The following is a 26,031-nucleotide window of genomic DNA, read 5'->3' on the forward strand; positions in this document are numbered from 1 at the left end:
TCCGGCCCCACGAAAAGAAGAGGATTTCGATAATGAAGCTCACGAAGGTCGCCGCTGTCGTCGCCGGCTCCGTAGCCGCCCTCGGCGCCGCCGCCCCCGCCTTCGCGGCCGATGCCCCGTCCGCGGTGCCCATGAGCCTGACGAGCGGGGCCACGACGGTGACGGAGGCCGTGAACCCGGTCTCCGAGCAGCTCCCGCAGATCGTCGGCGCCGGCCTGGCCGAACAGGGCGAGCACGTGAACACCGTCCTGGGCACCGTCCAGCGGGTCAACGAGTTCCGCAACAACGTGCCCGGCACGGTGCTCGGCCTCGCGAACGGCCTGACCCAGGCGTCCCCCGAGCTGCTCGGCGGAGTACAGCTGAACGGCGGCGCCCACTGAGGCGGTCCGTACGTGACTGTGGGCGCCACCGGCGAGGCCGGGGGCGCCCACAGTCGTTCTGCGAACGGCGTCAGTCGTTGACGCAGACGTTGCCGAACGCGGGGTTCAGCAGCGCGATGATGTTCACGGTGTTGCCGCAGACGTTGACCGGGATGTGGACCGGGACCTGGACCAGGTTGCCCGAGAGGACACCGGGGGAACCCACGGCCGCGCCCTCGGCCGACGAGTCGGCGACGGCGGAGCCGGCGGCACCAGCCGCAGCGAGACCGGCGGTGGCCAGGACCAGGGCGGCCTTCTTGGCAGAGTTCATGGGAAGTGCACCTTCTGTTCGATGTTCTGCCCCGATCCGGGGCTCACATCGAGCGAAACGGTCCACCTTCCCCGACGACACGGTTCCATCCGCGATCAGACCTGTTCAGCTCAATAGTCGTAACCACGAACGGCTCCGGACGTTACGGAAGGTCCGGGATCTCCGGGATCTCCGGGATCTCCGGGATCTCGACCTCGGGGAGCTCCGGGACGAGCTCCACCGGAGCCGCCGGGTCCGGCAGCGTCGGCGGAGTGAGCGGCGGCAGCTGCGGGAGTTCCACACCCGGAATCTGCGGGAGCTCGATGCCCGGGATCTCCGGCAGCTTGATCTCGGGGAGCTTGATCTCCGGGATCTTGATGTCCGGCAGGGTGACGCCCGGCGGCAGGAGGCCCTTGATGGTCTCCAGGAGCCCGTTGACGAGGTCGTCGATCGGACCGGCAGCCGCACGCTGCCCAGTCGTTTCGAGTTGCTGCCGGACGGCTTCGCGGTCACCTTCCACGGCGCCCGCGGGGGCCGCCGCGCCGGTCAGTATGACGACGGCGAGGGCCGACGGGACGAGGAGACGGGCGCGGCGGGTACGGGACGGCTTCGTGGGGTGCATGGAAGTTCCTTCTGTGGTCGCGCGGATACGGACCTGAGCGATCCGCTTCCTCACCCACCGTGCGAACACCTTCCACGGACCGCAACCGGAGGCGCGCCGACTGCGCGCTTCGTACGGGCTTCGCGCAGGCGTCCGGGGGCCTCTCACCCGGCCCGGGGAAAACCTGCCGCCACACGGGCCGTTTGAGTGAAGCAGCGGAACCAAGCCCCGGGCAGGGCAGTTGACCAGGGCGCTCCATTAGCGGGCACTCGTGCGACAGAAGGATCAAGATGTTCAAGAAGATCATGACCGCCGCCGCCGTCACCGCCGCCGCGGTCGGCGCCGGCGCTGCTGCCGCGGCCCCGGCCATGGCCATCGGCAACGACAACGGCGTCAACACCGTCAACGGCAACGGCTCCGCGCAGGTCTACGGCAACCAGAAGACCCACGGCGACCAGAGCCCGCAGCTCGGCCTGGTCCAGGGCACCCTGAACAAGCCCTGCATCGGCCTGCCGGCCAAGGTCAACGCCCAGTCGCTGTTCGCGCTCATCGCCAACATCGGTGTCCAGGACATCAACGTCCTGTCCAACCCGATGAACCAGCAGTGCACCGAGAACTCCACCCAGGCCAAGGGCGACGAGTCCCTCTCGCACATCCTGGACAACATCCCGATCCTCTCGGGCAACGTCTCCTCCGGCAGCTGATCTCCGGGCCCGGTGCCCGTGGAGCGAAGCAACGAGGGCCCCGGCAGCCGCCAGCTGCCGGGGCCCTCTCGCGTGTGTCGTGACGCCGGCGTCAGCCGGTCCAGAAGTCCCACCACCGGGTGAGGACGAGCATGCCGATCACCCCGGTGTGCAGGGCGGGCGGGGCCCAGCCGAACTCGGCGAAGAAGCCGCGCACCGGGGCGGGCGAAGGAAGGATCCCCGTACGGAAGTTGTGCGCGGTGACGGCCCAGAACATGAGCAGGGTCGCCACCCAGGCCAGACAGCACCACAGGCACAGCGCGTTGATCTCGTACAGCGACTGGACCATCAGCCAGGAGCAGAAGCCGACACCGAAGAGGGTGCCGGCGTGCAGACCCAGCCAGAACCAGCCGCGGTGGCGCGCCCCGGCCAGCAGGCCCGCGCCCACGCACACCACGACGGCGTAGGCGACCAGCCCCAGCATCGGGTTGGGGAAGCCGAAGACCGCCGCCTGGTCGCTCTTCATCACGCTGCCGCAGGAGACCACGGGGTTGAGGCTGCAGGCGGGCTTGAAGCCGGGGTCCTCCAGCAGGAGGAACTTGTCCAGGGTGATGACCCAGGAGGCCAGCAACCCGGCCGCCCCCGTGAGGACCAGCAGCCAGGCCGGGCCTCTCGGCGCGGCGTCCTGTTCGCTCTCGGGTCGAGTGCGGGGCTGCCCCTGCTGGCGGGGGACGCCCACTGTATTCGTTGCCATGCGGCCCATAGTCCCGCGCTTCGCCACAGAGCGGGCCTAACCGGGCCCATCCGTACGCAAGTTGACCTGAAGGTGTGGCGGGAACCCCCGATGCTTCCCGGACGTTTTACCGAACCCCGGACGTGATGTCAGAGCCAGGGGTTACGTTGAGCTTCCGCGAAGTGACAAGCTGCGACGGCCTGGAGACCCACCGTGAGCGATCCGTACGAGACAACCGAGGCACACCTCGGCCGGCTCCTCGGCCGCGCCCTGAACTCCTTCGACCTGCCCGACCGGCTGGTCGAGCGCCTCGGCACGGCGCTCGCCCACAGCTCTTCGCTCTACACCACCCACCACAGCCCGGCGGCGGGCGTCTGGCGGGAGATCCACCAGCACACCTACCTGCTGCCCGACGGCGGTTCGGTGTCGCTGTGGGAGCTGGTGTACCGGCAGGAGGGCGACCGGACGATCCGGCACGAGCTGTTCGCGAGCAAGGCCGAGACCTGCCTGGCGGTGGCCCGGCTGTTCGGCGAAGCCCCCTCCGAGGCGGCCCTGGACCCGATGCTCCTGCCGGTTGACGAGGAGCCCGATGACGACGTGGCGGTCCTGACCGCGCTGTTCGCGGCCTCGGCGTCGACGCGGCCCCACCGGGAGTACACGGTGGGGCAGTCCGCCGACCACGCCCGGCGGGTGCTGCGCCGCGCGGAGAACGCGGACCGGCCCGGCGAGGGGGTGGCGGCGCGGCTGCGGTCGGCGTGCGCGCACCAGATCACGCAGTCCTTCGGCGGGCGCCACGGCACGGCCGGCCGGGAGGCCGGCTTCAGCCTGTACGAGCACGCCTTCGTCCTGCTGGACGGGGAGGAGGTGAGCCTGTGGGAGGTCGAGCACACGGCGACGCCGGACGGGCGGCACATGTGCGAGGTGTACGAGAGCGAGGCGGCCGCGGGGGGGGGGGGGGGGGGGGGGGGGGGGGGGGGGAGAGGAGGCCCCCCCCCCCCCCCCCCCCCCCCCCCCCCCCCCGGGTCCGTTGAGGCTCAGGCCGCGGCCGTGACCTCGTGCGCGCCGGCCGGCTCGGGTGCCTGGGGCTGCTCGGGCTCGGCCGGGCGTCGCATGCCCTTGAGGAGGACGACCAGGCCGGCGGTGGTTGCGGTGCCGGCGGCGATGGCGACCAGGTAGAGCAGCGGGTTGCCGATCAGCGGGATCACGAAGATGCCGCCGTGCGGGGCCCGCAGGGTGCACTCGAAGAGCATGGACAGGCCGCCGGTGACCGCGCCGCCCGCCATCGCGGCGGGGATGACGCGCAGCGGGTCGGCCGCGGCGAACGGGATGGCGCCCTCGCTGATGAAGGAGGCGCCGAGGAACCAGGCGGCCTTGCCGTTCTCCCGCTCGGTCTTGGAGAAGAGCCGGCCGCGGACGGTGGTGGCCAGCGCCATGGCGAGCGGCGGGACCATTCCGGCGGCCATCACGGCGGCCATGACCTTCAGGCTGCCCTCGTTGGGGGCGGCGATGCCGCCGATGGCGAAGGCGTACGCGACCTTGTTGAGCGGGCCGCCGAGGTCGAAGCACATCATCAGGCCGAGGATCACCCCGAGGATGATCGCGTTGGCGCCGGAGAGGCCGGACAGCCAGTCGGTGAGGGCCTGTTGGAGCGAGGCGACGGGCTTGCCGACGACCAGGAACATCAGGAACGCGGTGACGGCCGACCCGATCAGCGGCAGCACGACGACCGGCATGATGCCGCGGAGCGCGGCGGGGATCCGCAGGCGCTGTACGGCCAGGACGGTGCCGCCCGCGAGGAGGCCGGCGATCAGGCCGCCGAGGAATCCGGCGTCGATGGTGAGGGCGACCGCGCCGCCGACGAAGCCGGGGACGAGGCCGGGGCGGTCGGCCATGCCGTAGGCGATGTATCCGGCCAGGACGGGGACGAGGAAGCCGAAGGCGAGGCCGCCGGTCTGGAACAGGAGCGCGGCCCAGCTTGCCGCCTCGGTCCAGACGAAGTGCTCGGCCACGGAGGGGGCGTTGTTGATCTCGTACCCGCCGATGGCGAAGGCGAGGGCGATGAGCAGTCCGCCGGCAGCGACGAAGGGGACCATGTAGCTGACGCCGGACATGAGCCAGGTGCGGAGCTTGGCGCCGTAGCCGTCGGCCGGCTCCCCGGCGCGTTCGACGGGGGTCGGGGCGTGGGCGGTGACCTCGCCGCGGGCGGCCTTGTCGCGGGCTTCGGCGAGGAGTTCGGCGGGGCGGTTGATGCCGGCCTTCACGCCGGCGTCGACGGTGGGCTTCCCCGCGAAGCGCGCCCGGTCCCGTATCGGGACGTCGTGGGCGAGGACGACGGCGTCGGAGGCCGCGATGGCCTCGGGGGTGAGCCGGGTGAACCCCGCCGAGCCCTGCGTCTCGACGGTGATCTCGATGCCCGCCTCGGTGGCGGCCTTCTGGAGGGCCTCTGCGGCCATGTAGGTGTGCGCGATCCCGGTGGGGCAGGAGGTGACGGCAACGACGCGGAACGGTTGCGATCGCCCTGCGGGGGTTTCCCCCGCACCGCAGCTGCCCGGAGCCGCGGGCTCCGCCCCGGACCTCTGGGGGGCGGGGGTCGGGGCGGGGCCCGGCTCGTCGCCCGCGACCAGGGCCGCGGCTGCCTCCGGGGTCGCCGCCCCGCGGAGGGCCGCGACGAACTCCGGCCGCATCAGGCGGCGGGCCAGGGAGGACAGGATCGACAGGTGGGCGTCGTCCGCGCCGGCGGGGGCCGCGATCAGGAAGATCAGGTCCGCCGGGCCGTCCGGGGCGCCGAAATCGATACCGGCCGGGGAGCGGCCGAAGGCGAGGGTCGGGGCCGTGACGTGGGCGCTGCGGCAGTGCGGGATGCCTATGCCGCCCTCCAGGCCGGTCGGCATCTGGGCCTCGCGCGCCGCGACGTCCGCCAGGAACCCGTCCAGGTCCGTGACCCGGCCGCTGTCCACCATGCGTACGGCCAGCGCACGCGCCGCCGCTTCCTTCGATGCTGCGGACAGCTCGAGGTCGACCAGTTCGGGGGTGATCATCTCGCTCATCGCGGGCTCCTTCGCTCGCGTCAGGCCGTGGCGGGTTCGGACAGGGGGAGGTCCAGGGGAAGGTCCTGGGTGATGCGGACCGTGTCGGGGCGCAGGTCCGAGGGGGTCGGCATGGCGCTGCCGGGAAGCTGGACCGCGGCCGCGCCGTGGGCCAGGGCCGAGGCCAGAGCCCGTGGCCCGGTGCCTCCCGCGATCAGGAAGCCGGCCAGGGAGGCGTCGCCCGCGCCGACGTTGCTGCGGACCGCCGGGGCGGGCGCCGTGCCGTAGTGGGTGCCTTCCGCGCAGACGAGCAGCTGGCCGTCGGCGCCGAGGGAGGCCAGGACCGCGCCCGCGCCCAGCGAGCGCAGCTCCTCGGCCGCCTTGACGACGTCGCCGAGGGTGGCCAGCGGCCGGCCGACGGCTTCGGCGAGCTCCTGCGCGTTCGGTTTGATCACGTCGGGGCGGGCGGGCAGCGCCGCCAGCAGGGCCGGGCCCGAGGTGTCCAGGGCGATGCGGGCGCCCGCTTCGTGGGCGCGGGCCACGAGGTCGGCGTACCACTCGGGGCGCAGGCCCTGCGGGAGGCTGCCGCAGCAGGCGATCCAGGAGGCGGCGGCGGAGGAGGTGCGGACCGTGTCCAGGAGGAGGGCGGACTCCGCCGGCGTGAGCTCCGGGCCCGCCGCGTTGATCTTGGTGAGGGTGCCGTCCGGTTCGGCGAGCGAGATGTTGGCGCGGGTCTCGCCGGCGATCGTGACGGCGGTGACGTCCACGCCCTGCGCCACGAGGAGTTCGGCGAGCAGGGTGCCCGGGGCGCCGCCCAGTGGGAGGACCGCCGTCGTACGGACTCCCGCGGCGGCCGCCGCCCGCGAGACGTTGACGCCCTTGCCCCCGGGGTCGACCCGGTCGCCGGTGGCGCGCAGTACCTCGCCGCGCTCCAGCGAGGGGACCTCGTACGTCCGGTCCAGGGAGGGGTTGGGGGTGACGGTGAGGATCATACGAGCACGACTTCCGTACCGGCGGCCTCGATCGCCGCCTTGTGGGCGGGGTCGAGCCCCGCGTCCGTGATGAGCAGGTCGACGTCCGCGAAGGAGCCGAAGCACGCGAAGTGCTCCTGTCCGGCCTTCGCCGAGTCGGCCAGGAGGACCACGCGGCGGGCGGCGGCCATCGCGGCGCGCTTGACCGCGGCCTCGGCGAGGTCGGGGGTGGTGAGACCGCCGTCCGCGGTGAATCCGTTGGTCGCGAGGAAGAGGACGTCGGCGCGGATCTCGGCGTACGCGCGCAGGGCCCAGGCGTCGACGGCGGCGCGGGTGCGGTGGCGGACGCGGCCGCCGACGAGGTGGAGGTCGATGCCGGTGTGGTCGGCGAGCCGGGCGGCGACGGGCAGCGCGTGGGTGACCACGGTGAGCGCGATGTCGACGGGGACGGCTGCCGCGAGGCGGGCGATCGTACTGCCGGCGTCGAGGACGATGCTGCCGCCGTCGGGCAGTTCGGCGAGGGCGGCGGCCGCGATGCGGTCCTTCTCGTCGGCGGCGGTGGCCTCGCGCTCGGTGAGGTCCGGTTCGAAGTCGAGGCGGCCGGCCGGTATGGCACCGCCGTGCACGCGGCGGACCAGGCCGGCCCGGTCGAGGGCCTTCAGATCGCGGCGTACGGTCTCGGCGGTGACCTGGAACTGATCGGCGAGGGAGAGCACGTCGACCCGGCCGGCCTCGCGGGCGAGGCGGAGGATCTCCTGCTGGCGCTCCGGTGCGTACATGTGGATTTACGTCCGTTCGATGCCCGACTGTGTGGGTTGACCCCTACAGTACGCCCGAACGGAGAGCAAACAAAGAGAAACGGACATGCCCGCCGATAAAAGCGGGCATGTCCGTGACATGGGGCCGGAGGACCTCAGATGGCCGGGACCTTCTCCGGGGTGCCCTCGGAGGCCGTCGCCGGGGTGTCCCCCAGGGCCTTCTCCGCGACGGTGGCCGGGTGCTCGGAGCCGCCCTCGCGCTGCTCCATCGGGACCGGCTTGCGCGGCAGCATGAACATCACCGCGAAGATCAGGACCAGGACGGCCGCGACCCACCACAGCGCGCCGCGGAAGGCCTCGGTGTACGGCGTCCCGAGGACGAGGTCGTCGTCGATCAGCCCGAAGAAGACGACGGAGGTCAGGGCGAGGCCCAGCGCGTTGCCCATCTGGCCGGTGGTGTTGATCAGGCCGGAGGCGGAGCCCGCGTGCTCGCGCGGCACCTCGGACAGCGTCGTGTCGTTGAGCGGGGCCACGATCAGGCCCATGCCGATGCCCATGAGGACCAGCGGCGCGGCCATCTGCCAGGGGGCGATCCCCATGCCGTAGTGCTCGGACTCCCAGATGTAGAGGAGCAGGCCGGAGGCCATGATCAGCGCACCGGCCTGGAGCACCTTGCGACCGAAGCGCGGCACGAGCTTGCCGACCGAGATGCCGGCGGCGCCCGAGACGGCCAGGGAGAAGGGGATGCCGGTGAGGCCGGACTTCAGGGCCCCCCAGCCCAGGCCCATCTGCATGTACAGCGTCCAGACCAGGAAGAAGATGCCGGTCGCGATGCCGAAGGTGAGCTGGACGGCGATACCGCCGGAGAAGCTCTTGACCTTGAAGAGGGAGAGCTCGACGAGCGGCGAGCCGTCCTTCTTGACCTTGTACTTCTCGTAGGCGATGAACGCGGCGAAGACGAACGGCGACGCGATCATGCAGGCGAAGCCCCACAGCGGCCAGTCGTTCTCGCGGCCCTGGGTGAGCGGGAAGATCAGCAGGACCAGGGCGAGCGTCGCGAGGACCACGCCGACGAGGTCCAGGCGCAGGGCCTTGGGGGCCTTGGACTCGGTGATGAACATCCGGCCCAGGATCACGGCCGCGATGCCGACCGGCAGGTTGATCAGGAAGATCGGGCGCCATTCGAGTCCGAACAGGTTCCACTCGGTGAGCAGCGCGCCGAGCAGCGGGCCGGAGACGGCGCCGAGGCCCACGACGGCACCGAACATGCCGAAGACCTTGCCGCGCTCGTGCGGCGGGAAGCTGACGTGGATGATCGCCAGCACCTGCGGGACCATCATGGCCGCCATGCCGCCCTGCAGGAGGCGGGAGGCGACGAGCATCGAGGGATTCTCGGCGATGCCGCAGAGCAGCGAGGCGACCGTGAAACCGCTGATGCCGATGAGGAAGACGCGCTTGCGGCCGTAGATGTCACCGAGACGGCCTCCGGTGATCAGGCCGGCGGCGAAGGCGAGGGCGTAGCCGGCGGTGATCCACTGGATCGCACTCGTGGACGCGCCGAGGTGCTGGCGCATGCTGGGTATCGCGATGTTGACGATCGTGACGTCGACCAGGTCCATGAAGGTCGCGGTCATCACGATGGCGAGCGCCAGCCAGCGGCGGCGGTGGGCGGGCGAGCCGGCTTCTTCTCGTAGGGGCCCGTTCTCTCTTTCGGGCGATGTCTGGGACGTCTCGGTGCTCATGGAGAGAAACCTAGACGGGAAGTAGGTCAATCCGTGTCCTATTTCGCTGGCAACCTTGGGTGCATGACCGACACCCCGGCACGGCTGCTCTCCCTGCTGTCCCTCCTCCAGACCCCGCGCGAATGGCCCGGGAGCGAGCTCGCGGAGCGGCTGCGGGTGAGCCCCCGCACGATCCGGCGCGATATCGAGCGGCTGCGGGAGCTCGGCTATCCGGTCGAGGCCACGCTGGGGGCGGAGGGCGGATACCGGCTGGTGGCGGGGGCGGCGATGCCGCCGCTGCTCCTCGACGACGAGGAGGCGGTGGCGATCGCGGTGGGGCTGCGGGCGGGCGCCGGGCATGCGATCGAGGGGCTGGAGGAGGCCTCCGTACGGGCGCTGGCCAAGCTGGAGCAGGTCCTTCCGTCGCGGCTGCGGCACCGGGTGGGCGCGCTGCAGTCGGCCACGGTCGCGCTGACCCGGGGCGACGGGCCGAGCGTGGACCCGGGGACGCTGACGACGATCGCTTCGGCGGTGGCGGGGCCGGAGCGGCTGCGGTTCGCGTACCAGGCGAGGGACGGCGCCCGGTCGCGGCGGCTGGTGGAGCCGTACCGGCTGGTGAGTGCGGTGAGCCGCTGGTACCTGGTCGCCTACGACCTGGAGCGCGAGGACTGGCGGACCTTCCGGGTGGACCGGGTGGACGAGGCCTTCGCGACGGGGGCCCGGTTCGCGCCGCGGGCCCTGCCGATGGGGGCGCAGGAGTTCGTGCGCAGGGGGCTGCGCGGCGGAGAGACGTACGCGGTCGAGGTCACCTTCGCGGTGGGGGCGGAGGAGCTGCCGGGGTGGCTGCGGGAATCGGCGGTCGCGGGCGAGGGCGTGGACGAGGGCGCGGACGAGGGCGGCGGCGACACGACGCGGGTCCGCTTCGAGAGCGGGGACGCGCCGGAGTGGCTGGCGGCGCGGCTGGCCCTGACCGGGATGCCGTTCACCGTGCAGGCGCCGGGATTCCTGGCGGACAGCGCCCGTGCGGTGGCCGCGCGGCTGACCGCCGCGGCGGGACCGCGGTAGTCCGGGTCGGATGCCCCCGGGAAGGGGGGAGCCCCGGCACCTGGGGGGGATAGGTGCCGGGGCTCGTCTGGGGGCCTGCCTGGCCGGGGGTGGCCCGGCCGCCGGTCTAGGCCACGGCGTCGAAGCCGGTGTCGCGGGCCATCCGCTTCAGTTCGAGCAGCGCGTGCTTCTCGATCTGGCGGATCCGCTCGCGGGTCAGGCCGTGCTGCTTGCCGACCTCGGTCAGGGTGCGCTCACGGCCGTCGTCGATGCCGTACCGCATCTTGATGATCGACGCGGTGCGCTGGTCGAGCTTCCCGAGCAGGTCCTCCAGCTCCTCGCTGCGCAGCAGCGAGAGGACGGACTGCTCCGGCGAGATGGCGGAGGTGTCCTCGAGGAGGTCGCCGAACTGCGTGTCGCCCTCGTCGTCCACGGACATGTTGAGGCTGACCGGGTCGCGCGCCCAGTCCAGTACGTCGCCGACGCGCTTCTCCGTCGTGTCCAGCTCGGCGGCGATCTCGGCGTGCTCGGGCTCGCGGCCGTGCTCGCGGTTGAACTCGCGCTGGATGCGGCGGATCCGGCCGAGCTCCTCGACCAGGTGGACGGGGAGGCGGATGGTGCGGGACTGGTCGGCGATGGAGCGGGTGATGGCCTGGCGGATCCACCAGGTGGCGTACGTGGAGAACTTGAAGCCCTTGGCGTAGTCGAACTTCTCGACCGCGCGGACCAGGCCGGCGTTGCCCTCCTGGATCAGGTCGAGGAGCGGCAGGCCGCTGCGCGGGTAGCGGCGGGCGACGGCCACCACGAGGCGCAGGTTGGAGCGGATGAAGACTTCCTTGGCGCGCTCGCCCTCGGCGGCCAGCGCCTCGAGCTCCTCGCGGGACGGAGTGGCGCCCTCGCGCTCTATGGCTCCGTCGAGGATCTGCTGGGCGTACACGCCCGCCTCGATGATCTGGGAGAGCTCCACTTCCTTGGCGGCGTCGAGCAGCGGGGTGCGAGCGATCTCGTCCAGGTACATGCCGACCAGGTCGCGGTCTGCGATCTCCCCGCCCACAGCGCGGGCGCTGCTCGTGGACTGACGACGGGCGACGGCGCGGGTTGCCATGCGTGCTCCCTTGCGATGAGTTCGGTCGCGGTGCGGCTGCCGGACGGCCACCCTGGCGGGGTGGTGCATCCCCGGACACTCTCCCGAGTGCCCGCTTCCGAAGGAAACAACGACTGGAATCGGGACAGAATTCCCACGTCGCTCCCTCTTTTTCGAGATCTTGCAGTATCCTGCCCCGCCACGAGAGGGGGCAGGGTGCCGCAGGAACCCGAAGAGGTGCAGGTCAGACCCGGAACGGAGGCGGACCTGGCAGATCTCACGGAGCTCTACAACCACTACGTCCGCGAGACCGCCGTCACATTCGACACGGCCATCTTCACCCCGGAACAGCGCCGCCCATGGCTGCACTCCCACCCTGAAGACGGCCCGCACCGGCTTCTGGTTGCCTGGGCGGACGATCGAATCGCTGGATACGCCACAAGCAGCCCATTTCGCCCGAAGCCGGCCTACGACACCTCGGTGGAGGCCAGCGTCTACCTGGCCCCGCACGCGGTGGGCCGGGGCGTCGGGACCCTGCTCTACGAGGCCCTCTTCGCGGCCCTCGCCACGGAGCCCGTGCACCGCGTCTTCGCGGGCATCGCCCTGCCCAACGAGGCCTCGGTCCGCCTCCACGAACGCTTCGGCTTCCGCCGGATCGGGGACTTCACGGAGGCGGGCTGGAAGTTCGGCCGCTACTGGGACGTGCGGTGGTACGAGAAGACCCTGGGCCACCACCCTTCCGGGTGAGGCGTCGGCATATGCCTGCGGCATGAGACCCCGTCTCCGTAGCGTCGGGGAGTCGCTTGTGCCGCCCGGTCGGCGGCGCCCACACTCAGAGGACGTGCTGCACATGACCGCTCTCGCCCACGAGACGCTGGAGGCCGTGATGCCGAAGGTCGCGACTCCCCCGTCGGACCTGGACGACGTCCTGTGGCAGGCATGGAAAGCCATGGAACTCCCCGAGGGCTACCACGCCGAGATCGTCGAGGGGTTCATCGAGGTGTCACCCACGGGTCGCTACTCACATGGTCGGATCGCCAATCGCCTGCGGGACAAGCTGGTCGTCTTCCTGGCGGGGAGCAAGTTCGCCGCCTTCCAGGACATGAACGTCATCCACCGGCGCAAGGCCTGGATCCCGGACCTGTTCATCGCACCGGAGGACGCCGAGGAGCACATCACCGAAGACGGGATCGGCATCAAGGCTGCGGCCGTCCAGATGATCGTCGAAGTCGTCTCCCCCGGCAGCGACAACATCACGCGCGACCGGACCCGCAAGCGGCGGGCCTACGCCCGTGCCGCAATCCCCGTCTACGTCCTGATCGACGACTACGACGAGTGCGGCGTCGTGACCGTGCTGACCGGGCCGGACCCGGACAAGGGCATCTACGGCGACGAGGACCGGGTGGCCTGCGGCGCCACAGCCACCATCCCCGAGGGACCCGCCAAGGGATTCTCCATCGGCGAGGACATCACCGGCCCGGGCCGCACGGGCTAACCGAACTGGACGGAGCGCTTCGAGAGCCCCATCCAGAAGCCGTCCACCGCGTCGCGGCGGGCGGTGAGGTCTCCGGAGGCCTCCGCCGCGCCGAGGGTGACGAAGAGCGGGGCGAAGTGTTCCGTACGGGGGTGGGCGAGGCGGCCCGAGGGGGATCTGGCCTCGAAGTCGAGCAGGGAGTCCAGGTCGCCCGCGGCGAGGGCCTCGTGGCCCCACGCGTCGAACTCCGCCGACCAGGCGGGGACCCCGGGTCCCGTGTGGCGCAGTGCGGCCAGGTTGTGGGTGAAGAAGCCGCTGCCGATGATCAGGACCCCCTCGTCGCGCAGGGGCGCCAGCTTGCGGCCGAGGTCCATCAGGCGGCGCGGGTCCAGCGTCGGCATGGAGATCTGCAGGACCGGGATGCCGGCCTCCGGGAACATCTCCACCAGCGGCACGTACGCGCCGTGGTCCAGCCCGCGGTCCGGTATGTCCTGGACGGACGTGCCGGGGGCCCGGAGCAGCTTGCGGACCGACTCGGCGAGCCGCGGAGCGCCCGGAGCCTCGTAGCGGACCCGGTAGTAGTGCTCGGGGAAGCCCCAGAAGTCGTAGACGAGCGGGACCTGCCGGGTGGCGCCGAGGGCGAGCGGCGCCTCCTCCCAGTGGGCCGAGACCATCAGGATGGCGGTGGGGCGGGGCAGCGCCGCGGACCATGCGGCCAGCTCACCGGGCCAGACCGGGTCGTCGGCGAGCGGCGGCGCGCCGTGGCTGAGGTAGAGCGCCGGCATGCGGGTCGGGGCGGGGGTCACGGGGGGCTCCTCGTTCGTCGGTACGGGTTCCTCCGTGCGGGGGTCGCCCAAAAAGACTAACCCCGCTTGGTTCAAATTTGAACCAAGCGGGGTGGTCAGTCATTCCCGGACGGGTACTCCCGCCGTCGCCCCCGTCAGTGGGCGATCACCGGAACCTTGATCTCGTTGTCCTCGGCCGAGCCGGAACCGGAGGCCACCGGGCCGCCGGCGCCGGGACGGCCGGTGGTGACGAGGGTCAGCGCGATGACCGCGCTGGCGACCAGGATGCCGACGGCCCACCAGATCGCCGAGGCGTAGCCCTCGACCATGGCCTGCGCCTGGATCAGCTTGGCCGCCGCACCGCCCGCAGCGGCTCCGGCCGCGTGGTCGGCCAGGTACGCCGTGGTCGCCGAGGCGGCGATGGTGTTCAGCAGCGCGGTGCCGATGGCCCCGCCGACCTGCTGCGAGGTGTTGACCATGGCGGAGGCGACACCGGCGTCGGCCGGGTTCACCCCGTGCGTGGCCAGGGACATGGCCGGCATGAACGCCGTGCCCATGCCGAGGCCGAGCAGCAGCTGCGCCGGCAGGATCAGCGCCGGGTACGAGGACCCGACCTCGAGCTGGGTCAGCATCAGCATGCCGGTGGCGGCGAGCAGGAAGCCCGGACCCATCAGCAGGCGCGGCGCGACCCGGGTCATCAGCCGGGCGCCGATCTGCGTGGAGCCCGTGATCATGCCCGCGATCATCGGCAGGAAGGCGAAGCCGGTCATGACGGGCGAGTAGCCCTTCACGACCTGGAGGTAGTAGGTGAGGAAGAGGAACAGGCCGAACATCGAGATGACGGCCAGGCCGAGCGAGAGGTAGACACCGCCGCGGTTGCGCTCCAGCAGGACGCGCAGCGGCAGCAGCGGCGACTTCACCTGGGACTCGACGAAGACGAACGCCGCCAGCAGGGCCGCGGAGGCGATGAACATCCCCACGGTGACGCCGTCCGACCAGCCGGCCGACTCGGCGCGGGTGAAGCCGTACACCAGCGAGACGAGTCCGAGGGTGGACAGCACCACGCCCGGGATGTCGAGCGGCGCGCGGTTGCGGGAGCCGGCCGACTCGTGGATGACCAGCCAGGCACCCACGGCCGCGACGATCGCGAACGGGATGTTGACGAAGAAGGTCCAGCGCCAGTCGAGGTACTCGGTGAGGACGCCGCCGAGGATCAGGCCGACGGCGCCGCCGCCGCCCGCGATGGCGCCGTAGATGCCGAAGGCCTTGGCGCGCTCCTTGGCGTCGGTGAACATCACCGCGAGCAGGGAGAGGGCCGCCGGGGCGAGGAGTGCGCCGAAGGCTCCCTGGAGGGCGCGGGCGCCCAGCATCATGGCCTCGCCGTTCGCGGCGCCGCCCAGCGCGGAGGCCAGGGCGAAGCCGATGAGGCCGACGACGAAGGCGTTCTTACGGCCCCACTTGTCGGCGATGCGGCCGCCGAAGAGGAGCAGTCCGCCAAAGGCCAGCGCGTACGCGGTGATGACCCACTGGCGGTTGCCGTCGGAGATGCCGAGGTCGGTCTGGGCGGAGGGGAGGGCGATGTTCACGATCGTCGCGTCGAGGACGACCATCAGCTGCGCCAGGGCTATGAAGACGAGCGCCTTCCAGCGGCTGGGGTCGGCCAGCTGCGGTGTCGCGTCCGTTTTTGGCATGGGGGTACCCATTTCACTGTGCGGAATGACTGGAATGGACCGGTAAAACCTATTGGGGATGCTCTGGGTGTGTCACATGGTTTTCTGCCTCAGGTCTTCGAACGTGGCGGCTGAACCGGGCAGTTCGGAGCGGGCCGGGGCCCTCAGCCCGTCGAGGAAGAGCTGGAGATGGCGGTGGACGAAGCGGTCCGTGTCGAGGCAGGCGGTGCCGGGGAGGGGGCGGCTGAGCTGGGACAGGGCGACCATCAGGTCACCGACGCCGATGTCCGTGCGAACCAGCCCGGCGTCCTGGCCGGTCGCCAGCAGGGCCTCGACGCCGGCCTCCAAGGCATCGCGCACCGCGAGGAGTTCGGGGTGCTCGCGGTCGAAGTCGCCGTCGAGCATGGTGCACAGGGCGCCGATCCGCTCGTCGGCGGCGGCGTGCGTGAACCGGCACAGCGCGGCGAAGGCGTCGGGCTCTTCGGCGAGCGCGGCCTCGGCCTGGGCGCTGACCCGGCCCATCACGTAGAGCACGACGTGGTGCACGAGGGTGGGGCGGTCGGGGAAGTGCCGGTACAGGGTGGCGTTTCCGATGCCCGCCCGGCGGGCGACCTCGTCGAAGGCGGCCGCGGAGCCGAACTCGACGAACGCCTCGCGGGCCGCCGCCAGGATCCGCTCGCGGTTGCGGACGGCGTCGGCGCGCGGGCGCGGGACCGGGCCCGAGGCCGCGCCCTTGGGGGCCACCAGGTCCACGGCCGCTCCCGGGGCGGGCAGGGCCGCCGGGGCGGTGCTGCTGGGGCGCTTCATTCCGGCCTCCCTGGCGCGGTGACACGTACGGCGCCGCCCAAACGGGGAGCCGGTCCCCACTTCGTGGGACTCACGTACAAACGGGGATCCGCTCCCCGGTTATTTCACCCCTTCGCGTGAGCTGAGTCACACACCGCTTCACGTTCGGCCTCTCCCGGCGCGCGGGCGCGCCGCTGCCGTCGGAGGGTGACGAACAGAGCGCAGTACGGACAGGGCCGGCTGCCGCGGACCCGAGGGCGATCTCCATGCCGCAGACCCGCCGGCGGATACGCAGATGCCGCCGCACCAGCGTGTACATCGGCCTGACGGCGCTGGCCATCGGCGTCACCGCGACGGCCAGCACGGGGATATCCGGCCGCAGCCACTCGGCGGCCGGACCCGTTGCCACGACCGCCGAATCGGCTCTCGCGCCCTGCCGGATCGCCGGCACCATGGGCGTGCAGATGTCCGAGGGCCTGCCGACGCCTCCCGGGTACGCGCGCTCGACCGGCGAGGTCAGGGCGCTCAACCTGATGATCGACTTCCCGGACGCCAAGGGCGAGGGCACGGCCATGGACCGGCTGGCGGAGTTTTTCCCCCAGACCGCCAACTGGTTCCGGACCAGCTCCTACGGCCGGCTCAGCTACCGCGCCGAGGCCCCGATAAGGAGCTGGCTGCGGATGCCGATGCCCTTCGCGGCGTACGGGATCGAGCGCGGATCGGCGTACGAACCGGGCTACCGGCAGCTCGTCGAGCACATCGCGAAGGCCGCCGATTCCGAAGTGGACTTCAGCGCGTACGACCTGGTCAACATCCTGGTGACGCCGAACGCCGGGCCGTCCGCCCTGGACACCGTGCTGTCGGTGACCTTCTCGGGCAACGGCGAGGCTCCCGTCGCCGACGGGGTGCCGCTCGCCAACACGTCCTTCATCTACAGCCGGCAGGACGACGGCTCCGGCACCTACCGGGAGACCGGCTACCGGGTGCTCCCGCACGAGAACGGGCACGTCTTCGGGCTGCCCGACCTGTACACCTCCGACGGCGGGGGGAGCGTCGGGCATTGGGACATCATGAGCGAGGACTGGGGCTCCAACAACGACCTGCTGGGCTGGCACAAGTGGAAGCTCGGCTGGCTGGACAGCACGCAGATCAGCTGCGCGTCGAAGTCCGGCGCCAGCGACCACGTCCTGTCGCCACTGGCGGTCGCGGGCGGGACGAAGCTGGCCTTCGTCCCCCTGTCCGAGAGCGCCGGGTACGCGGTGGAGGTCCGGACGCAGGCCGGGAACGACGAGGCCGTGTGCAAACCCGGCGTCCTCATCTACAAGGTGGACTCCGACGTGGACACCGGGCACGGTCCGGTGACGGTGTCGGACAGCGCGAGCTCGAGCGGCGGCTGCACCCGGCGGCCCAACGTGCACGCGGAGCTGTCGGACGCGCCGTTCCGGCCGGGCGAGACCTTCGCGGACGAGAAGGCGGGCATCAGCGTCTCGGTGGTCGGCGAACTGCGCAACGGCAGCTATCAGGTGCGGATCATCCGGCCCTAGGGTGGGGCGCATGGAGTCCTACACGATCGGACAGGCCGCGCGACTGCTGGGCGTGAGCGTCGACACCGCCCGGCGGTGGGCGGACGCAGACCGCTTCCCCACCCGCCGCGACGGCAAGCGCCGCATCGTGGACGGTCCCGACCTGGCGGCGTTCTGCGTGGAGGCGGCGCAGGAGTCCGCCTCCGCCTCCGCCGAGGACTCGGACGGCCCGTACACCTCGGCGCGCAACGCCTTCCCCGGCATCGTGACGGGGATCAAGCTCGGCGACGTCGCGGCCCAGGTCGAGGTGCAGGCCGGACCGCACCGGGTGGTGTCCCTGCTCACCCGCGAGGCCGTCGAGGAACTGGGCCTGGAGGTCGGCATGCGGGCCACCGCCCGGGTGAAGTCGACCAGCGTGCACATCGACCGCGACTGATCGGGTACTAGGTACGGGCCGTACCCGACAGGGCCGCTTCTGCGGGGGCCGCAGGTGTGGCCGGTGCCGTGTCCGCGGCTGCCGCGGGTACGGTGCGCGGCCGCCGCCGGTCCGCCGCCTTCTGCACGCGTCGGCCCAGGCGCTGCATCGGGATCTCGACCAGGCGGTACATCAGGTAGCTGACGGCAAGCACGACGCCGAGGAAGATCGCTGTCCAGGCGATCCGGCCGAGCGCCGAGGACGGCTGCGGCGGAATGCCCAGGAGCGGTTCGACGGTGCGCAGCAGCGGGATGTGCAGCAGGTACACCGAGAAGCTGACCGCGCCGAGCCAGGTCAGCACCTTCGGGAAGCGGCGCGCCCGCAGGAGGAAGCCGATGCCGAAGAGCACCCACGCGGCGAGGTAGGCGACCGACCAGGCCTTCCAGCCCGAGGACCAGGTCCGGTCCAGGGCCTCGCCCCGGTTGTACAGCCAGCCGACCAGCACGCCCGCGACGAGGACGAAACCGCAGGAGAGCAGGGCCGGGACCCGGGCGAGCTGTCCGTGCTGCGCCCGGTACACCACGGTGCCGGCGAACATGGTCGCGAAGATCATCCAGGTCTCGAAGGCGGGGGCCCTGCTGTTGAGCGAGACCAGGACCAGGCCGACCCCGGCGAGGAGCAGGGCGCCCGTCCCGGTCAGGACGCGGTGGCCGCTGAGCACGCCGACGAGGCCCACGAGCACGAGCGGCGTGACGATCAGCAGGAGCTGCCGGGTCGAGCCGAGTTCCGCGCTGAGCAGTCCGGTGCCGACGGCCGTACCGGTCACCAGGGCGACGCCGGCCAGGCCCGCCGCGATCGGCCCGCTGTGCCGGTGCAGGCCACGGGTGAACAGGGCGGTGACGAAGAAGTAGAAGACCATCTCGTAGCACAGCGTCCAGGTGACGTTCATGCCGTTGATGACGCCGAGCAGGTCCTGGAGCATCAGGCCGTTCGCGATCAGCGAGGCCAGGTCGTCGCCGGTGCGCAGCAGCGCGACCGAGCCGTCCCCGGCCGGAAGCATCAGGATCGAGAGGACGAAGGCGGCGATCAGGGCCGGGTAGATCCGGAAGATCCGGCCGATCCAGAAGCCGCGGACGTCGCCCCGCCGCTCCAGCGAGGCGGGGATGATGTAGCCGCTGACGATGAAGAAGAGCATGACGCCGAACAGGCCCATGTCGAAGTTCCGCCAGACCATGCCCCCGAAGGGCAGCATCCTCAGCACGTCGAAGTGGTGCAGTGCCACGATCAGCGCGGCGATGCCCCGCAGCGCGTCCAGCCAGCCGAGCCGGGCACCGGGGGCGGCGGCCGGCGGGGCGGACGTCCGCCGGGCGAGAGTGGGTATGAGCTTCACCGCAGGGACGATAGCCGACGCCCCGGTGGCCGGATCTCGCCCGCCGAGCGGGCGGTGCGGTCAGCTCTCCTGCTTCTTCGCGTCGATCTCGGCGATGAGGCCCTCGATCAGGCCCTTGATCTCGTCCCGGATGGGGCGCACGGCCTCCACGCCCTGGCCGGCCGGGTCCTCGAGCTGCCAGTCGAGATAGGTCTTGCCGGGGAAGTACGGGCAGGCGTCCCCGCAGCCCATGGTGATGATGTAGTCGGAGGCCTGGGCGGCCTCGGGGGTGAGGACCTTCGGCTTCTGGTCGGAGATGTCGATGCCGAGTTCGGCCATCGCGGCGACGGCGGAGGGGTTGATCCGGTCTCCGGGGACGGAGCCGGCGGAGCGGACCTCGACCCGGTCGCCCGCGAGGTGGCGCAGGAATCCGGCGGCCATCTGGGAGCGGCCCGCGTTGTGGATGCAGACGAACAGCACGGATGCGAGCGGGGTGGAGGACATCGTCTCTTCCTTCAGTCCAATGACTCAGCCCAGACTGGTATCAGCACCGGGTGATGTGACAGTATCAGTACATGATGACGTCAGTCGACACTGATCTCCTACGGGTTCTGGCCGACCCGCTCAGGTTCCGGATCGTGACCCTCCTGGCCAAGGAGACGCTGTGCACCACCCACCTCGTGGAGGAGACGGGTGCCAAGCAGACGAACCTCTCGAACCACCTGAAGGTGCTGCGGGAGGCGGGGGTCGTGGAGACGGAGCCGTGCGGGAGGTTCACGTACTACCGCGTGCGCCCGGAGGTCATCGAAGCCCTCGCCGGTCAGTTCGCCGGCCTCGCCCAGACCGCGCGCGCCACCGCGGAAGCGAACCTCAAGCGTTCCTGCCCGTAGCCCGTAGCCCGTAGCCCGTAGCCCGTGGCCCGTAGCCCGCAGTCGCTCTCTTGCCGCCCGCCTCACCTGCCCGAGGAGAACCCGTCTTGACCGCCACCGAGCCCGTCGGCACCGCCCCCGCGGCGGAGTCCGCCATAGCCGCCGACGCGCCCCGGCCCGCACCCGGCGCGACCCCGCCCCGCACCCCTCTCGTCGCCCGCGCGGCTGCCGAACTGGTCGGAACGGCCGCTCTGGTGGCCGTCGTCGTCGGCTCCGGCATCCAGGCCACCCGGCTCACCCAGGACGTGGGCCTGCAGCTGCTGGCCAACTCCACGGCCACGGTCTTCGGCCTCGGCGTGCTCATCACCCTCCTCGGCCCGGTGTCCGGCGCCCACTTCAACCCGGCCGTCACCCTGGCCGAGTGGTGGACCGCCCGCCGCGGCGGCGCCGGCGTCACCGCCCGCGAGCTGGCCGTCTACGTGCCCTCGCAGGTCGCCGGCGCGATCGCGGGCGCGATCCTCGCGGACGCGATGTTCGGCGAACCGCTGGTGAAGTGGTCCACGCACGACCGCTCGGCGGGCAACCTCCTCCTGGGCGAGGTCGTCGCCACGGCGGGCCTGATCCTGTTGATCTTCGGCCTGGCCCGCACCGACCGCCTCCGCTTCGCCCCCGTGGCCGTCGCCTCGTACATCGGCGCCGCCTACTGGTTCACCTCGTCCACCTCCTTCGCCAACCCTGCCGTGACCATCGGCCGCGCCTTCACCGACACCTTCGCGGGCATCGCCCCCGCCTCGGTCGCCGGTTTCATCGGCATGCAGCTGGTCGGCCTCGTGGTGGGCCTGGCCCTGGTCGCGGTCATCTTCATGCGCGGCAAGCACGAGCCCGCGGCATGACCCGCCACACGGATGTGGTGGTGATCGGCGGCGGCCAGGCAGGACTCGCCGCCGGCTACTACCTGCGCCGGGCCGGCATCGACTTCACCATCCTCGACGCCCAGACCACCCCGGGCGGAGCCTGGCAGCACGCCTGGGACTCGCTGCACCTCTTCTCCCCGGCCGCGTACTCCTCCCTGCCCGGCCGCCTCATGCCGCAGCAGGAGGGCAAGCCCTTCCCGGACGTCGCGCACGTGCTGGAGTACCTCGCCGACTACGAGAAGCGCTACGAACTCCCCATCCAGCGTGGCGTCCGCGTCACCGGCGTCCACGACGCCTCACCACTCCTGCGCGTCGAGACGGACACGGGCGCCTGGACCGCCCGGGCCGTCATCAGCGCCACCGGTAACTGGTGGCGACCGTTCCTGCCTGCCGTTCCGGGCCGGTCGGACTTCCAGGGCCGCCAGCACCACACGGTGGAGTACCGCAGCCCCTGGGACTACGCCGGCCAGCGCGTGATCGTCGTGGGCGGCGGCAACTCCGGCGCCCAGATCGCCGCCGACCTCGCCCCGCACGCCACCGTCCGCTGGGTCACCCAGCGCCCGGCCCGCTACCTCCCGGACGAGATCGACGGCCGCGCCCTCTTCGAACTCGCCACCCGGCGCGTGCGGTCCGGCGGCCCCCGCATCTCGGACCTCGGCGACATCGTCGCCGTACCGCCCGTACGCGCAGCCCGCGACGCCGGACTCATCCCGGACCACCCCATGTTCACGGCCCTGACCGCCGAGGGCGCCCGCTGGCCCGACGGCAGCGTCTGGCCCTGCGACGCGATCATCTGGTGCACGGGCTTCCGCCCCGCGCTCTCGCACCTGACTCCGCTGGGCCTGCGCACCGAGGGCGGCCGCATCCCCACCGAGGGCACGCGCGCCATCGCGGACCCGCGGATCCACCTCCTCGGCTACGGCGACTGGACCGGCCCGGCCTCCGCCACCCTCATCGGCGTCGGCCGCACGGCCCGCGAATCCGTCCGCGAGATCGCCGAACTCCTCAGCGCCTGAAACCGCTCAGGAGCGGGAACCATCGCAGTGGGCAGGCCTTGATGAACGAGATCCCGCTGGACCGGCAGGCCGTGTACGCGGACTACGAGCGCGCACGGCAGACCTTCCACGACCTGCTCGACAGCGCCACGAAGACCGACCTCGCCCGCCCCACCCGCGGCACCCGGTGGACCAACGAACAGCTGCTGTGGCACATGATGTTCGGCTACGTGATCGCCCGGGTGCTGCTGGTCCTCGTACGCGTCTTCGGGCGGCTGCCCCGCCGCGCCGGCAGGGCCTTCGCCCGCGTGCTGAACGCTGGGACCGTACCGTTCGACTGGGTCAACTACGTCGGCCCGTGCGGGGCGGTGAAGGTCTTCGGGCCGCGCCGGACGGGCGCCACCTTCGACCGTGTCATCGACTCCCTGCACCGCCGCCTGGCAGCGGAGTCCGACGCCGACCTGGCCCGCGGCATGCACTACCCGGTCCGCTGGGATCCGTTCTTCCAGGACTGCATGACGCTCGCGGACCTCTACCGCTACCCGACCCAGCACTTCGACTTCCACCGCCGCCAGCTGACCCTGCACGGCGAGCTCAGTTGATCTGCGGGCTCCGACGCTCCAGAAGGACCACATCGCGCCAGACGCCGCGCTGGCGGCCGATGCGCTCGCGGGTTCCGATGACGCGGAAGCCGACCCGCTCGTGGACGGCGAGGCTGGCAGCGTTCTCGGGGAAGATGCCGGACTGGGTCGTCCAGATGCCCGCCGCTTCGGTCGAGGCGATCAGCGCCTGGAGCAGGGCGCGGGCGACGCCGCGGCCTCGCGCGGCCGGATCGACGTACACGGAATGCTCGACCACGCCCGCGTAGGCGCATCGATCCGATACTGCGGTCGCGGCGACCCAACCGAGGACCTTGCCGTCCTCGTCCACCGCGGCGAAGCGGTGGTCCGGCAGCTTGGCTGCGTCGAACGCCTCCCAGGTCGGGGCGGTGGTTTCGAAGGTGGCGTTGCCTTCGTCGATCCCGGATTGGTAGATCGCCAGTACTTGTGCCGCGTGCGCCGGCGCCATCGCCGCGATATTGACCTCAGCAGCCATCGGCGGGCGCCTCCTCGCCGAGGATCGCACGTACGGCGCGGGGGAAGACGGTCAGGCAGGTGTGGTTGACCGTGTAGAGGGTGGAGGTTCCCTGTTTTTCAGCGAGGACGAACCGCACGTCGGCGAGGATCTTGAGGTGGTGCGAGACCGTCGACTGGCCGACCTCGGCCCGCGCGACGATCTCGCCCACGCTCATCGCGCGGTCCTCGCCGGCCAGCAGGTGCAGCAGCCGCACGCGGGTGGGATCGGCCAGGGCCTTGAACCAGCCCGCGTACGTGTGGGCGTCTTTTTCACTGAGCGACAGGCTGCTGTTCATCGTTTATCGACGATAATCGATAGATGAGGCCTGCGCCAGCCTTACCCGCGCGGCCCGCAGAGTTACCCCTCGCGGGCGGCGTCGACCAGAAGCGCCCCCATCGCAGCGAGCACGGACGACTCAACCCGGTAGTACACCCAGGTCCCGCGGCGCTCGGAGGACAGCAGGCCCGCCTCCTTCAGCTTCTTCAGATGATGAGAGACGGTCGGCTGGGACACACCCACATCGGAGATGTCACACACGCACGCCTCCCCGCCCTCGTGGGAGGCGACAGCGGAGAACAGGCGCAGGCGGACAGGATCCCCGAGGGCCTTGAACATCTTCGCCGCAACCTCGGCCTCGCTCGCGGACATGGCGCGCTCGGTCAGCGGCGGGCAGCACGGCGCGACGGCCTGATCGTCTTCCAGCAGCGGCAGAGCCTTCGCATTCGACATACGTCTATGTTGACACACATCGAACTATGTCGCCGGGGGCGTCTCAGGTGCGGGCCAGGAAAGCCGCGAGGCGGCGGACCACCTGCGCGGCGTCGCGACCTACTCCGCGCAGGGAGTTCGAGGACAGGCTGCGCTGCCACTCCAGGCCCACGAAGGCCAGGCCCGGGTGGGCGAGGGAGACCCCGCCCTGATGGCGGGGCAGGCCGGATACATCCAGGGCACCGTCAATTCCGGCAAGGCAGGGCAGGGCAGGTCGGGGCGGTATCCGGTGGCCAGGATCAGCGCGTCCACTGTCTCGACCGGCCCGTCGGGGAACGGTAGTCGGCCGCGTATAGCACCCGGCCGGTGAACGATTCCAGGCCCGGCAGTGCCGGACGGAGGGGGCGGCCGAAGCTGCCGGTCGCCGCGACCACCGCGCGCGCCGCGAGGCGCCCGCCGCCCTCCAGCTCGGCGATGAAGCCGGCTCCGTTCGCCGCGACCGCGGCCACTCGCCGGCCGGTGCGGATGTCGACCTGTAGCCGGTCGGCGTAGGCGGCCAGGTAGGCGACGACCTCGTCGCGTTGCGGATAGCGGTCCGGATCACCACCGAAGGGCATGCCGGGCAGCGCACTGAAGCGGCATCCACGTGCTCCACAAGACCTCCGATTTGATGAGTGTCTATGTTGACGCTCATCGAAGCAAGTGTCATGCTGGAAACGCAAGCATCGATAGATGTCGAAGCAAACGAGGAGCCTGTCGTGAACGCGCCTGCCACCACCGAGCTGCCTGTCGTCGTCATCGGGGCCGGACCCGCCGGCCTCGCCGCCGCTGCCCACCTGGTCGACCGCGGCATCGTGCCCCTCGTCCTGGAGGCCGGCTCCACAGCCGGCGCCGCCGTACGCGACTGGGCGCACGTGCGGCTGTTCTCCACCTGGGGCGAGGTCGTCGACCCGGCCGCCGAGAAGCTCCTCGCCCCCACCGGCTGGGTCAAGCCTGACCCGGCCACCTACCCGTCCGGCGGGGACTGGGCCGAGCTCTACCTCCAGCCGCTCGCCGACGTCCTCGGCGAGCAGGTCCGCTACGACGCGCGGGTCACCGGCGTCTCCCGTACCGGCCGGGACCGCATCGTCGACGCCGACCGCGAGGCACAGCCCTTCGTCATCAACTACGAGAGCTCCGACGGAGCCGAGCAGCGGGTCTGGGCACGAGCCGTCATCGATGCCTCCGGTACCTGGACCACCCCGGGTCCGGCCGGCGCCAGCGGACTTGCAGCCCTCGGCGAGAAGGCGGCAGCCGACCGCATCACCTACCGCGTCCCGGACCTGAAGGACCCTGCCGTCCGCGCCCGGTACGCAGGCAAGCGCACGGCGGTCATCGGCTCCGGCGCCTCCGCCTTCACCGCGCTGGCCTACCTCGCCGACCTGGCCAAGGACGAGCCGGGCACCCACGCCGTGTGGATCCTGCGCCGCGGTATCAGCGGCTCCACCTTCGGCGGCGGCGCCGCCGATCAGCTGCCCGCCCGCGGCGCCCTCGGGCTCGCCGCCAAGGCCGCCGTCGACAACGGCTACGCCGATGCCGTCACCGGGTTCCGCACCGGCGCCATCGAACGCGACGGCGGCCGGGTGGTCCTGGTCTCGGAGGACGGCCGGCGCCTGGACCCGGTCGACGAAGTCATCGTCCTCACCGGCCTGCGCCCCGACCTCTCCTTCGTCTCCGAACTGCGCCTGGGCCTCGACGAGCGCCTCCAGGCGCCCCTGGAGCTGGCCCCGCTGATCGACCCCAACCAGCACTCCTGCGGCACCGTCTACCCGCATGGCGTGAAGGAGCTCTCCCACCCGGAGAAGGACGTCTACCTCGTCGGCATGAAGAGCTATGGCCGCTCCACCGCCTTCCTCGCCATGACCGGTTACGAGCAGGTCCGCTCCATCGCCGCCGCCCTCGCGGGCGACCGGGAAGCCGCCGAGCGCGTCGAGCTCACCCTGCCCGAGACCGGGGTCTGCGGCGGCGCCGGCCTCTTCGACCAGCCCGAGGCAGTCGAGGCGACCGGTGGCGGCTGCTGCGCGGCCCCCGCCACGCTCACGATCGGCGCACCGGCCTCTTCCGGCGGCTGCTGACCC

The 26,031-nt window shown here is 71.6% G+C and carries 29 protein-coding genes and 1 pseudogene; 13 read left to right on the forward strand and 17 right to left on the reverse strand.

Annotation, left to right across the window (positions count from 1 at the left end; genetic code table 11):
- The first annotated feature begins 32 nt into the window (after positions 1-32).
- Entirely contained in the window at positions 33-380 is a 348-nt protein-coding gene (locus ACZ6I1_RS05810; RefSeq protein WP_469283509.1) for a hypothetical protein, read from the forward strand.
- A gap of 70 nt (positions 381-450) precedes the next feature.
- On the opposite strand, the gene ACZ6I1_RS05815 is transcribed toward ACZ6I1_RS05810, so the two are convergent.
- Together ACZ6I1_RS05815 and ACZ6I1_RS05820 are read right to left on the reverse strand one after the other, a co-directional pair.
- Entirely contained in the window at positions 451-690 is a 240-nt protein-coding gene (locus tag ACZ6I1_RS05815; protein ID WP_469283510.1) for a chaplin, read from the reverse strand.
- Between the two features lie 142 nt (positions 691-832).
- A complete protein-coding gene (locus ACZ6I1_RS05820) occupies positions 833-1,291 on the reverse strand; it encodes a hypothetical protein (RefSeq protein WP_469283512.1) in 459 nt (152 codons plus the stop codon).
- 269 nt (positions 1,292-1,560) lie between these two features.
- Here ACZ6I1_RS05820 and ACZ6I1_RS05825 point away from each other — a divergent pair, with 269 nt between their 5' ends.
- Positions 1,561-1,974 (forward strand): rodlin, encoded by a 414-nt coding sequence (locus tag ACZ6I1_RS05825; protein WP_469283516.1) that lies wholly within the window; start codon positions 1,561-1,563, stop codon positions 1,972-1,974.
- Between the two features lie 91 nt (positions 1,975-2,065).
- On the opposite strand, the gene ACZ6I1_RS05830 is transcribed toward ACZ6I1_RS05825, so the two are convergent.
- Positions 2,066-2,707, reverse strand: coding sequence for a vitamin K epoxide reductase family protein (locus ACZ6I1_RS05830; RefSeq protein ID WP_469283518.1), 642 nt, complete (start codon positions 2,705-2,707; stop codon positions 2,066-2,068).
- Positions 2,708-2,899: 192 nt separating this feature from the next.
- Between ACZ6I1_RS05830 and ACZ6I1_RS05835 the strand changes: the two are divergent.
- Positions 2,900-3,631, forward strand: a pseudogene (locus ACZ6I1_RS05835) (DUF6227 family protein); the annotation flags it as partial.
- A gap of 89 nt (positions 3,632-3,720) precedes the next feature.
- Here the strand turns inward: ACZ6I1_RS05835 and ACZ6I1_RS05840 are convergent.
- From ACZ6I1_RS05840 to ACZ6I1_RS05855, 4 genes are all read right to left on the reverse strand, one after another.
- Positions 3,721-5,733, reverse strand: a complete 2,013-nt coding sequence (locus ACZ6I1_RS05840) for a PTS fructose transporter subunit IIABC (protein ID WP_469283520.1) — start codon at positions 5,731-5,733, stop codon at positions 3,721-3,723.
- Between the two features lie 20 nt (positions 5,734-5,753).
- Positions 5,754-6,704 (reverse strand): 1-phosphofructokinase, encoded by a 951-nt coding sequence (gene pfkB, locus ACZ6I1_RS05845; protein ID WP_469283523.1) that lies wholly within the window; start codon positions 6,702-6,704, stop codon positions 5,754-5,756.
- Positions 6,701-7,462 (reverse strand): DeoR/GlpR family DNA-binding transcription regulator, encoded by a 762-nt coding sequence (locus ACZ6I1_RS05850; RefSeq protein ID WP_469283524.1) that lies wholly within the window; start codon positions 7,460-7,462, stop codon positions 6,701-6,703. Before ACZ6I1_RS05850 ends, pfkB begins: the two co-directional genes overlap by 4 nt.
- 134 nt (positions 7,463-7,596) lie before the next feature.
- A complete protein-coding gene (locus ACZ6I1_RS05855; RefSeq protein ID WP_469283525.1) occupies positions 7,597-9,183 on the reverse strand; it encodes an MFS transporter in 1,587 nt (528 codons plus the stop codon).
- Between the two features lie 63 nt (positions 9,184-9,246).
- Between ACZ6I1_RS05855 and ACZ6I1_RS05860 the strand changes: the two genes are divergently transcribed.
- Positions 9,247-10,227, forward strand: a complete 981-nt coding sequence (locus tag ACZ6I1_RS05860) for a helix-turn-helix transcriptional regulator (protein WP_469283528.1) — start codon at positions 9,247-9,249, stop codon at positions 10,225-10,227.
- Between the two features lie 106 nt (positions 10,228-10,333).
- Here ACZ6I1_RS05860 and ACZ6I1_RS05865 read toward each other — a convergent pair whose 3' ends face one another.
- Positions 10,334-11,311 (reverse strand): sigma-70 family RNA polymerase sigma factor, encoded by a 978-nt coding sequence (locus ACZ6I1_RS05865; RefSeq protein ID WP_469283531.1) that lies wholly within the window; start codon positions 11,309-11,311, stop codon positions 10,334-10,336.
- A 195-nt stretch (positions 11,312-11,506) separates the two neighbouring features.
- On the opposite strand from ACZ6I1_RS05865, the gene ACZ6I1_RS05870 reads away from it, so the two are divergent.
- Complete coding sequence (locus tag ACZ6I1_RS05870; protein WP_469283533.1) at positions 11,507-12,037, forward strand: GNAT family N-acetyltransferase; 531 nt, start codon at positions 11,507-11,509, stop codon at positions 12,035-12,037.
- A 103-nt stretch (positions 12,038-12,140) separates the two neighbouring features.
- Positions 12,141-12,785, forward strand: a complete 645-nt coding sequence (locus ACZ6I1_RS05875; RefSeq protein WP_469283825.1) for a Uma2 family endonuclease — start codon at positions 12,141-12,143, stop codon at positions 12,783-12,785.
- Here ACZ6I1_RS05875 and ACZ6I1_RS05880 read toward each other — a convergent pair.
- From ACZ6I1_RS05880 to ACZ6I1_RS05890, 3 genes are all read right to left on the reverse strand, one after another.
- Positions 12,782-13,549, reverse strand: a complete 768-nt coding sequence (locus tag ACZ6I1_RS05880; protein ID WP_469283827.1) for a dioxygenase family protein — start codon at positions 13,547-13,549, stop codon at positions 12,782-12,784. The genes ACZ6I1_RS05875 and ACZ6I1_RS05880 overlap by 4 nt on opposite strands.
- A gap of 155 nt (positions 13,550-13,704) precedes the next feature.
- Positions 13,705-15,240, reverse strand: coding sequence for an MFS transporter (locus ACZ6I1_RS05885; protein ID WP_469283535.1), 1,536 nt, complete (start codon positions 15,238-15,240; stop codon positions 13,705-13,707).
- A 72-nt stretch (positions 15,241-15,312) separates the two neighbouring features.
- Complete coding sequence (locus ACZ6I1_RS05890) at positions 15,313-16,026, reverse strand: TetR/AcrR family transcriptional regulator (RefSeq protein WP_469283539.1); 714 nt, start codon at positions 16,024-16,026, stop codon at positions 15,313-15,315.
- Between the two features lie 245 nt (positions 16,027-16,271).
- Here ACZ6I1_RS05890 and ACZ6I1_RS05895 point away from each other — a divergent pair, with 245 nt between their 5' ends.
- Positions 16,272-17,549 carry a M6 family metalloprotease domain-containing protein gene (locus tag ACZ6I1_RS05895; RefSeq protein WP_469283540.1) on the forward strand — a complete coding sequence of 426 codons (1,278 nt, stop codon included), beginning with the start codon at positions 16,272-16,274 and terminating at the stop codon, positions 17,547-17,549.
- Positions 17,550-17,559: 10 nt separating this feature from the next.
- Positions 17,560-17,964, forward strand: a complete 405-nt coding sequence (locus tag ACZ6I1_RS05900) for a TOBE domain-containing protein (RefSeq protein WP_469283543.1) — start codon at positions 17,560-17,562, stop codon at positions 17,962-17,964.
- A 7-nt stretch (positions 17,965-17,971) separates the two neighbouring features.
- On the opposite strand, the gene ACZ6I1_RS05905 is transcribed toward ACZ6I1_RS05900, so the two are convergent.
- Positions 17,972-19,333 carry an acyltransferase family protein gene (locus ACZ6I1_RS05905; RefSeq protein WP_469283545.1) on the reverse strand — a complete coding sequence of 454 codons (1,362 nt, stop codon included), beginning with the start codon at positions 19,331-19,333 and terminating at the stop codon, positions 17,972-17,974.
- 60 nt (positions 19,334-19,393) lie between these two features.
- The gene (locus ACZ6I1_RS05910; RefSeq protein ID WP_469283546.1) at positions 19,394-19,816 is read right to left on the reverse strand and encodes an arsenate reductase ArsC; all 423 of its coding nucleotides are present in this window, start codon (positions 19,814-19,816) and stop codon (positions 19,394-19,396) included.
- A gap of 71 nt (positions 19,817-19,887) precedes the next feature.
- Between ACZ6I1_RS05910 and ACZ6I1_RS05915 the strand changes: the two genes are divergently transcribed.
- From ACZ6I1_RS05915 to ACZ6I1_RS05930, 4 genes are all read left to right on the forward strand, one after another.
- Positions 19,888-20,202 (forward strand): ArsR/SmtB family transcription factor, encoded by a 315-nt coding sequence (locus ACZ6I1_RS05915; protein ID WP_469283547.1) that lies wholly within the window; start codon positions 19,888-19,890, stop codon positions 20,200-20,202.
- Between the two features lie 86 nt (positions 20,203-20,288).
- Positions 20,289-21,074: an aquaporin gene (locus ACZ6I1_RS05920; RefSeq protein WP_469283549.1), complete on the forward strand. Its 786-nt coding sequence runs from the start codon at positions 20,289-20,291 to the stop codon at positions 21,072-21,074.
- Positions 21,071-22,111 carry an ArsO family NAD(P)H-dependent flavin-containing monooxygenase gene (locus tag ACZ6I1_RS05925; protein WP_469283550.1) on the forward strand — a complete coding sequence of 347 codons (1,041 nt, stop codon included), beginning with the start codon at positions 21,071-21,073 and terminating at the stop codon, positions 22,109-22,111. The genes ACZ6I1_RS05920 and ACZ6I1_RS05925 overlap by 4 nt, the downstream gene beginning before the upstream one ends.
- A 41-nt stretch (positions 22,112-22,152) precedes the next feature.
- Positions 22,153-22,692 (forward strand): DinB family protein, encoded by a 540-nt coding sequence (locus ACZ6I1_RS05930; protein WP_469283551.1) that lies wholly within the window; start codon positions 22,153-22,155, stop codon positions 22,690-22,692.
- Here ACZ6I1_RS05930 and ACZ6I1_RS05935 read toward each other — a convergent pair.
- The 4 genes from ACZ6I1_RS05935 to ACZ6I1_RS05950 form a co-directional block, all read right to left on the reverse strand.
- Complete coding sequence (locus ACZ6I1_RS05935; protein ID WP_469283553.1) at positions 22,685-23,185, reverse strand: GNAT family N-acetyltransferase; 501 nt, start codon at positions 23,183-23,185, stop codon at positions 22,685-22,687. The genes ACZ6I1_RS05930 and ACZ6I1_RS05935 overlap by 8 nt on opposite strands.
- Positions 23,175-23,501: an ArsR/SmtB family transcription factor gene (locus tag ACZ6I1_RS05940; protein WP_469283555.1), complete on the reverse strand. Its 327-nt coding sequence runs from the start codon at positions 23,499-23,501 to the stop codon at positions 23,175-23,177. Before ACZ6I1_RS05940 ends, ACZ6I1_RS05935 begins: the two co-directional genes overlap by 11 nt.
- Positions 23,502-23,563: 62 nt before the next feature.
- Positions 23,564-23,935, reverse strand: a complete 372-nt coding sequence (locus ACZ6I1_RS05945; protein ID WP_469283557.1) for an ArsR/SmtB family transcription factor — start codon at positions 23,933-23,935, stop codon at positions 23,564-23,566.
- Positions 23,936-24,213: 278 nt separating this feature from the next.
- Positions 24,214-24,531 carry an NAD(P)-binding domain-containing protein gene (locus ACZ6I1_RS05950; RefSeq protein WP_469283560.1) on the reverse strand — a complete coding sequence of 106 codons (318 nt, stop codon included), beginning with the start codon at positions 24,529-24,531 and terminating at the stop codon, positions 24,214-24,216.
- Between the two features lie 141 nt (positions 24,532-24,672).
- On the opposite strand from ACZ6I1_RS05950, the gene ACZ6I1_RS05955 reads away from it, so the two are divergent.
- Entirely contained in the window at positions 24,673-26,028 is a 1,356-nt protein-coding gene (locus ACZ6I1_RS05955; protein ID WP_469283562.1) for an NAD(P)-binding domain-containing protein, read from the forward strand.
- Positions 26,029-26,031: the final 3 nt, after the last annotated feature.

The sequence above is a fragment of the Streptomyces sp. NPDC046303 genome, assembly GCF_055588085.1.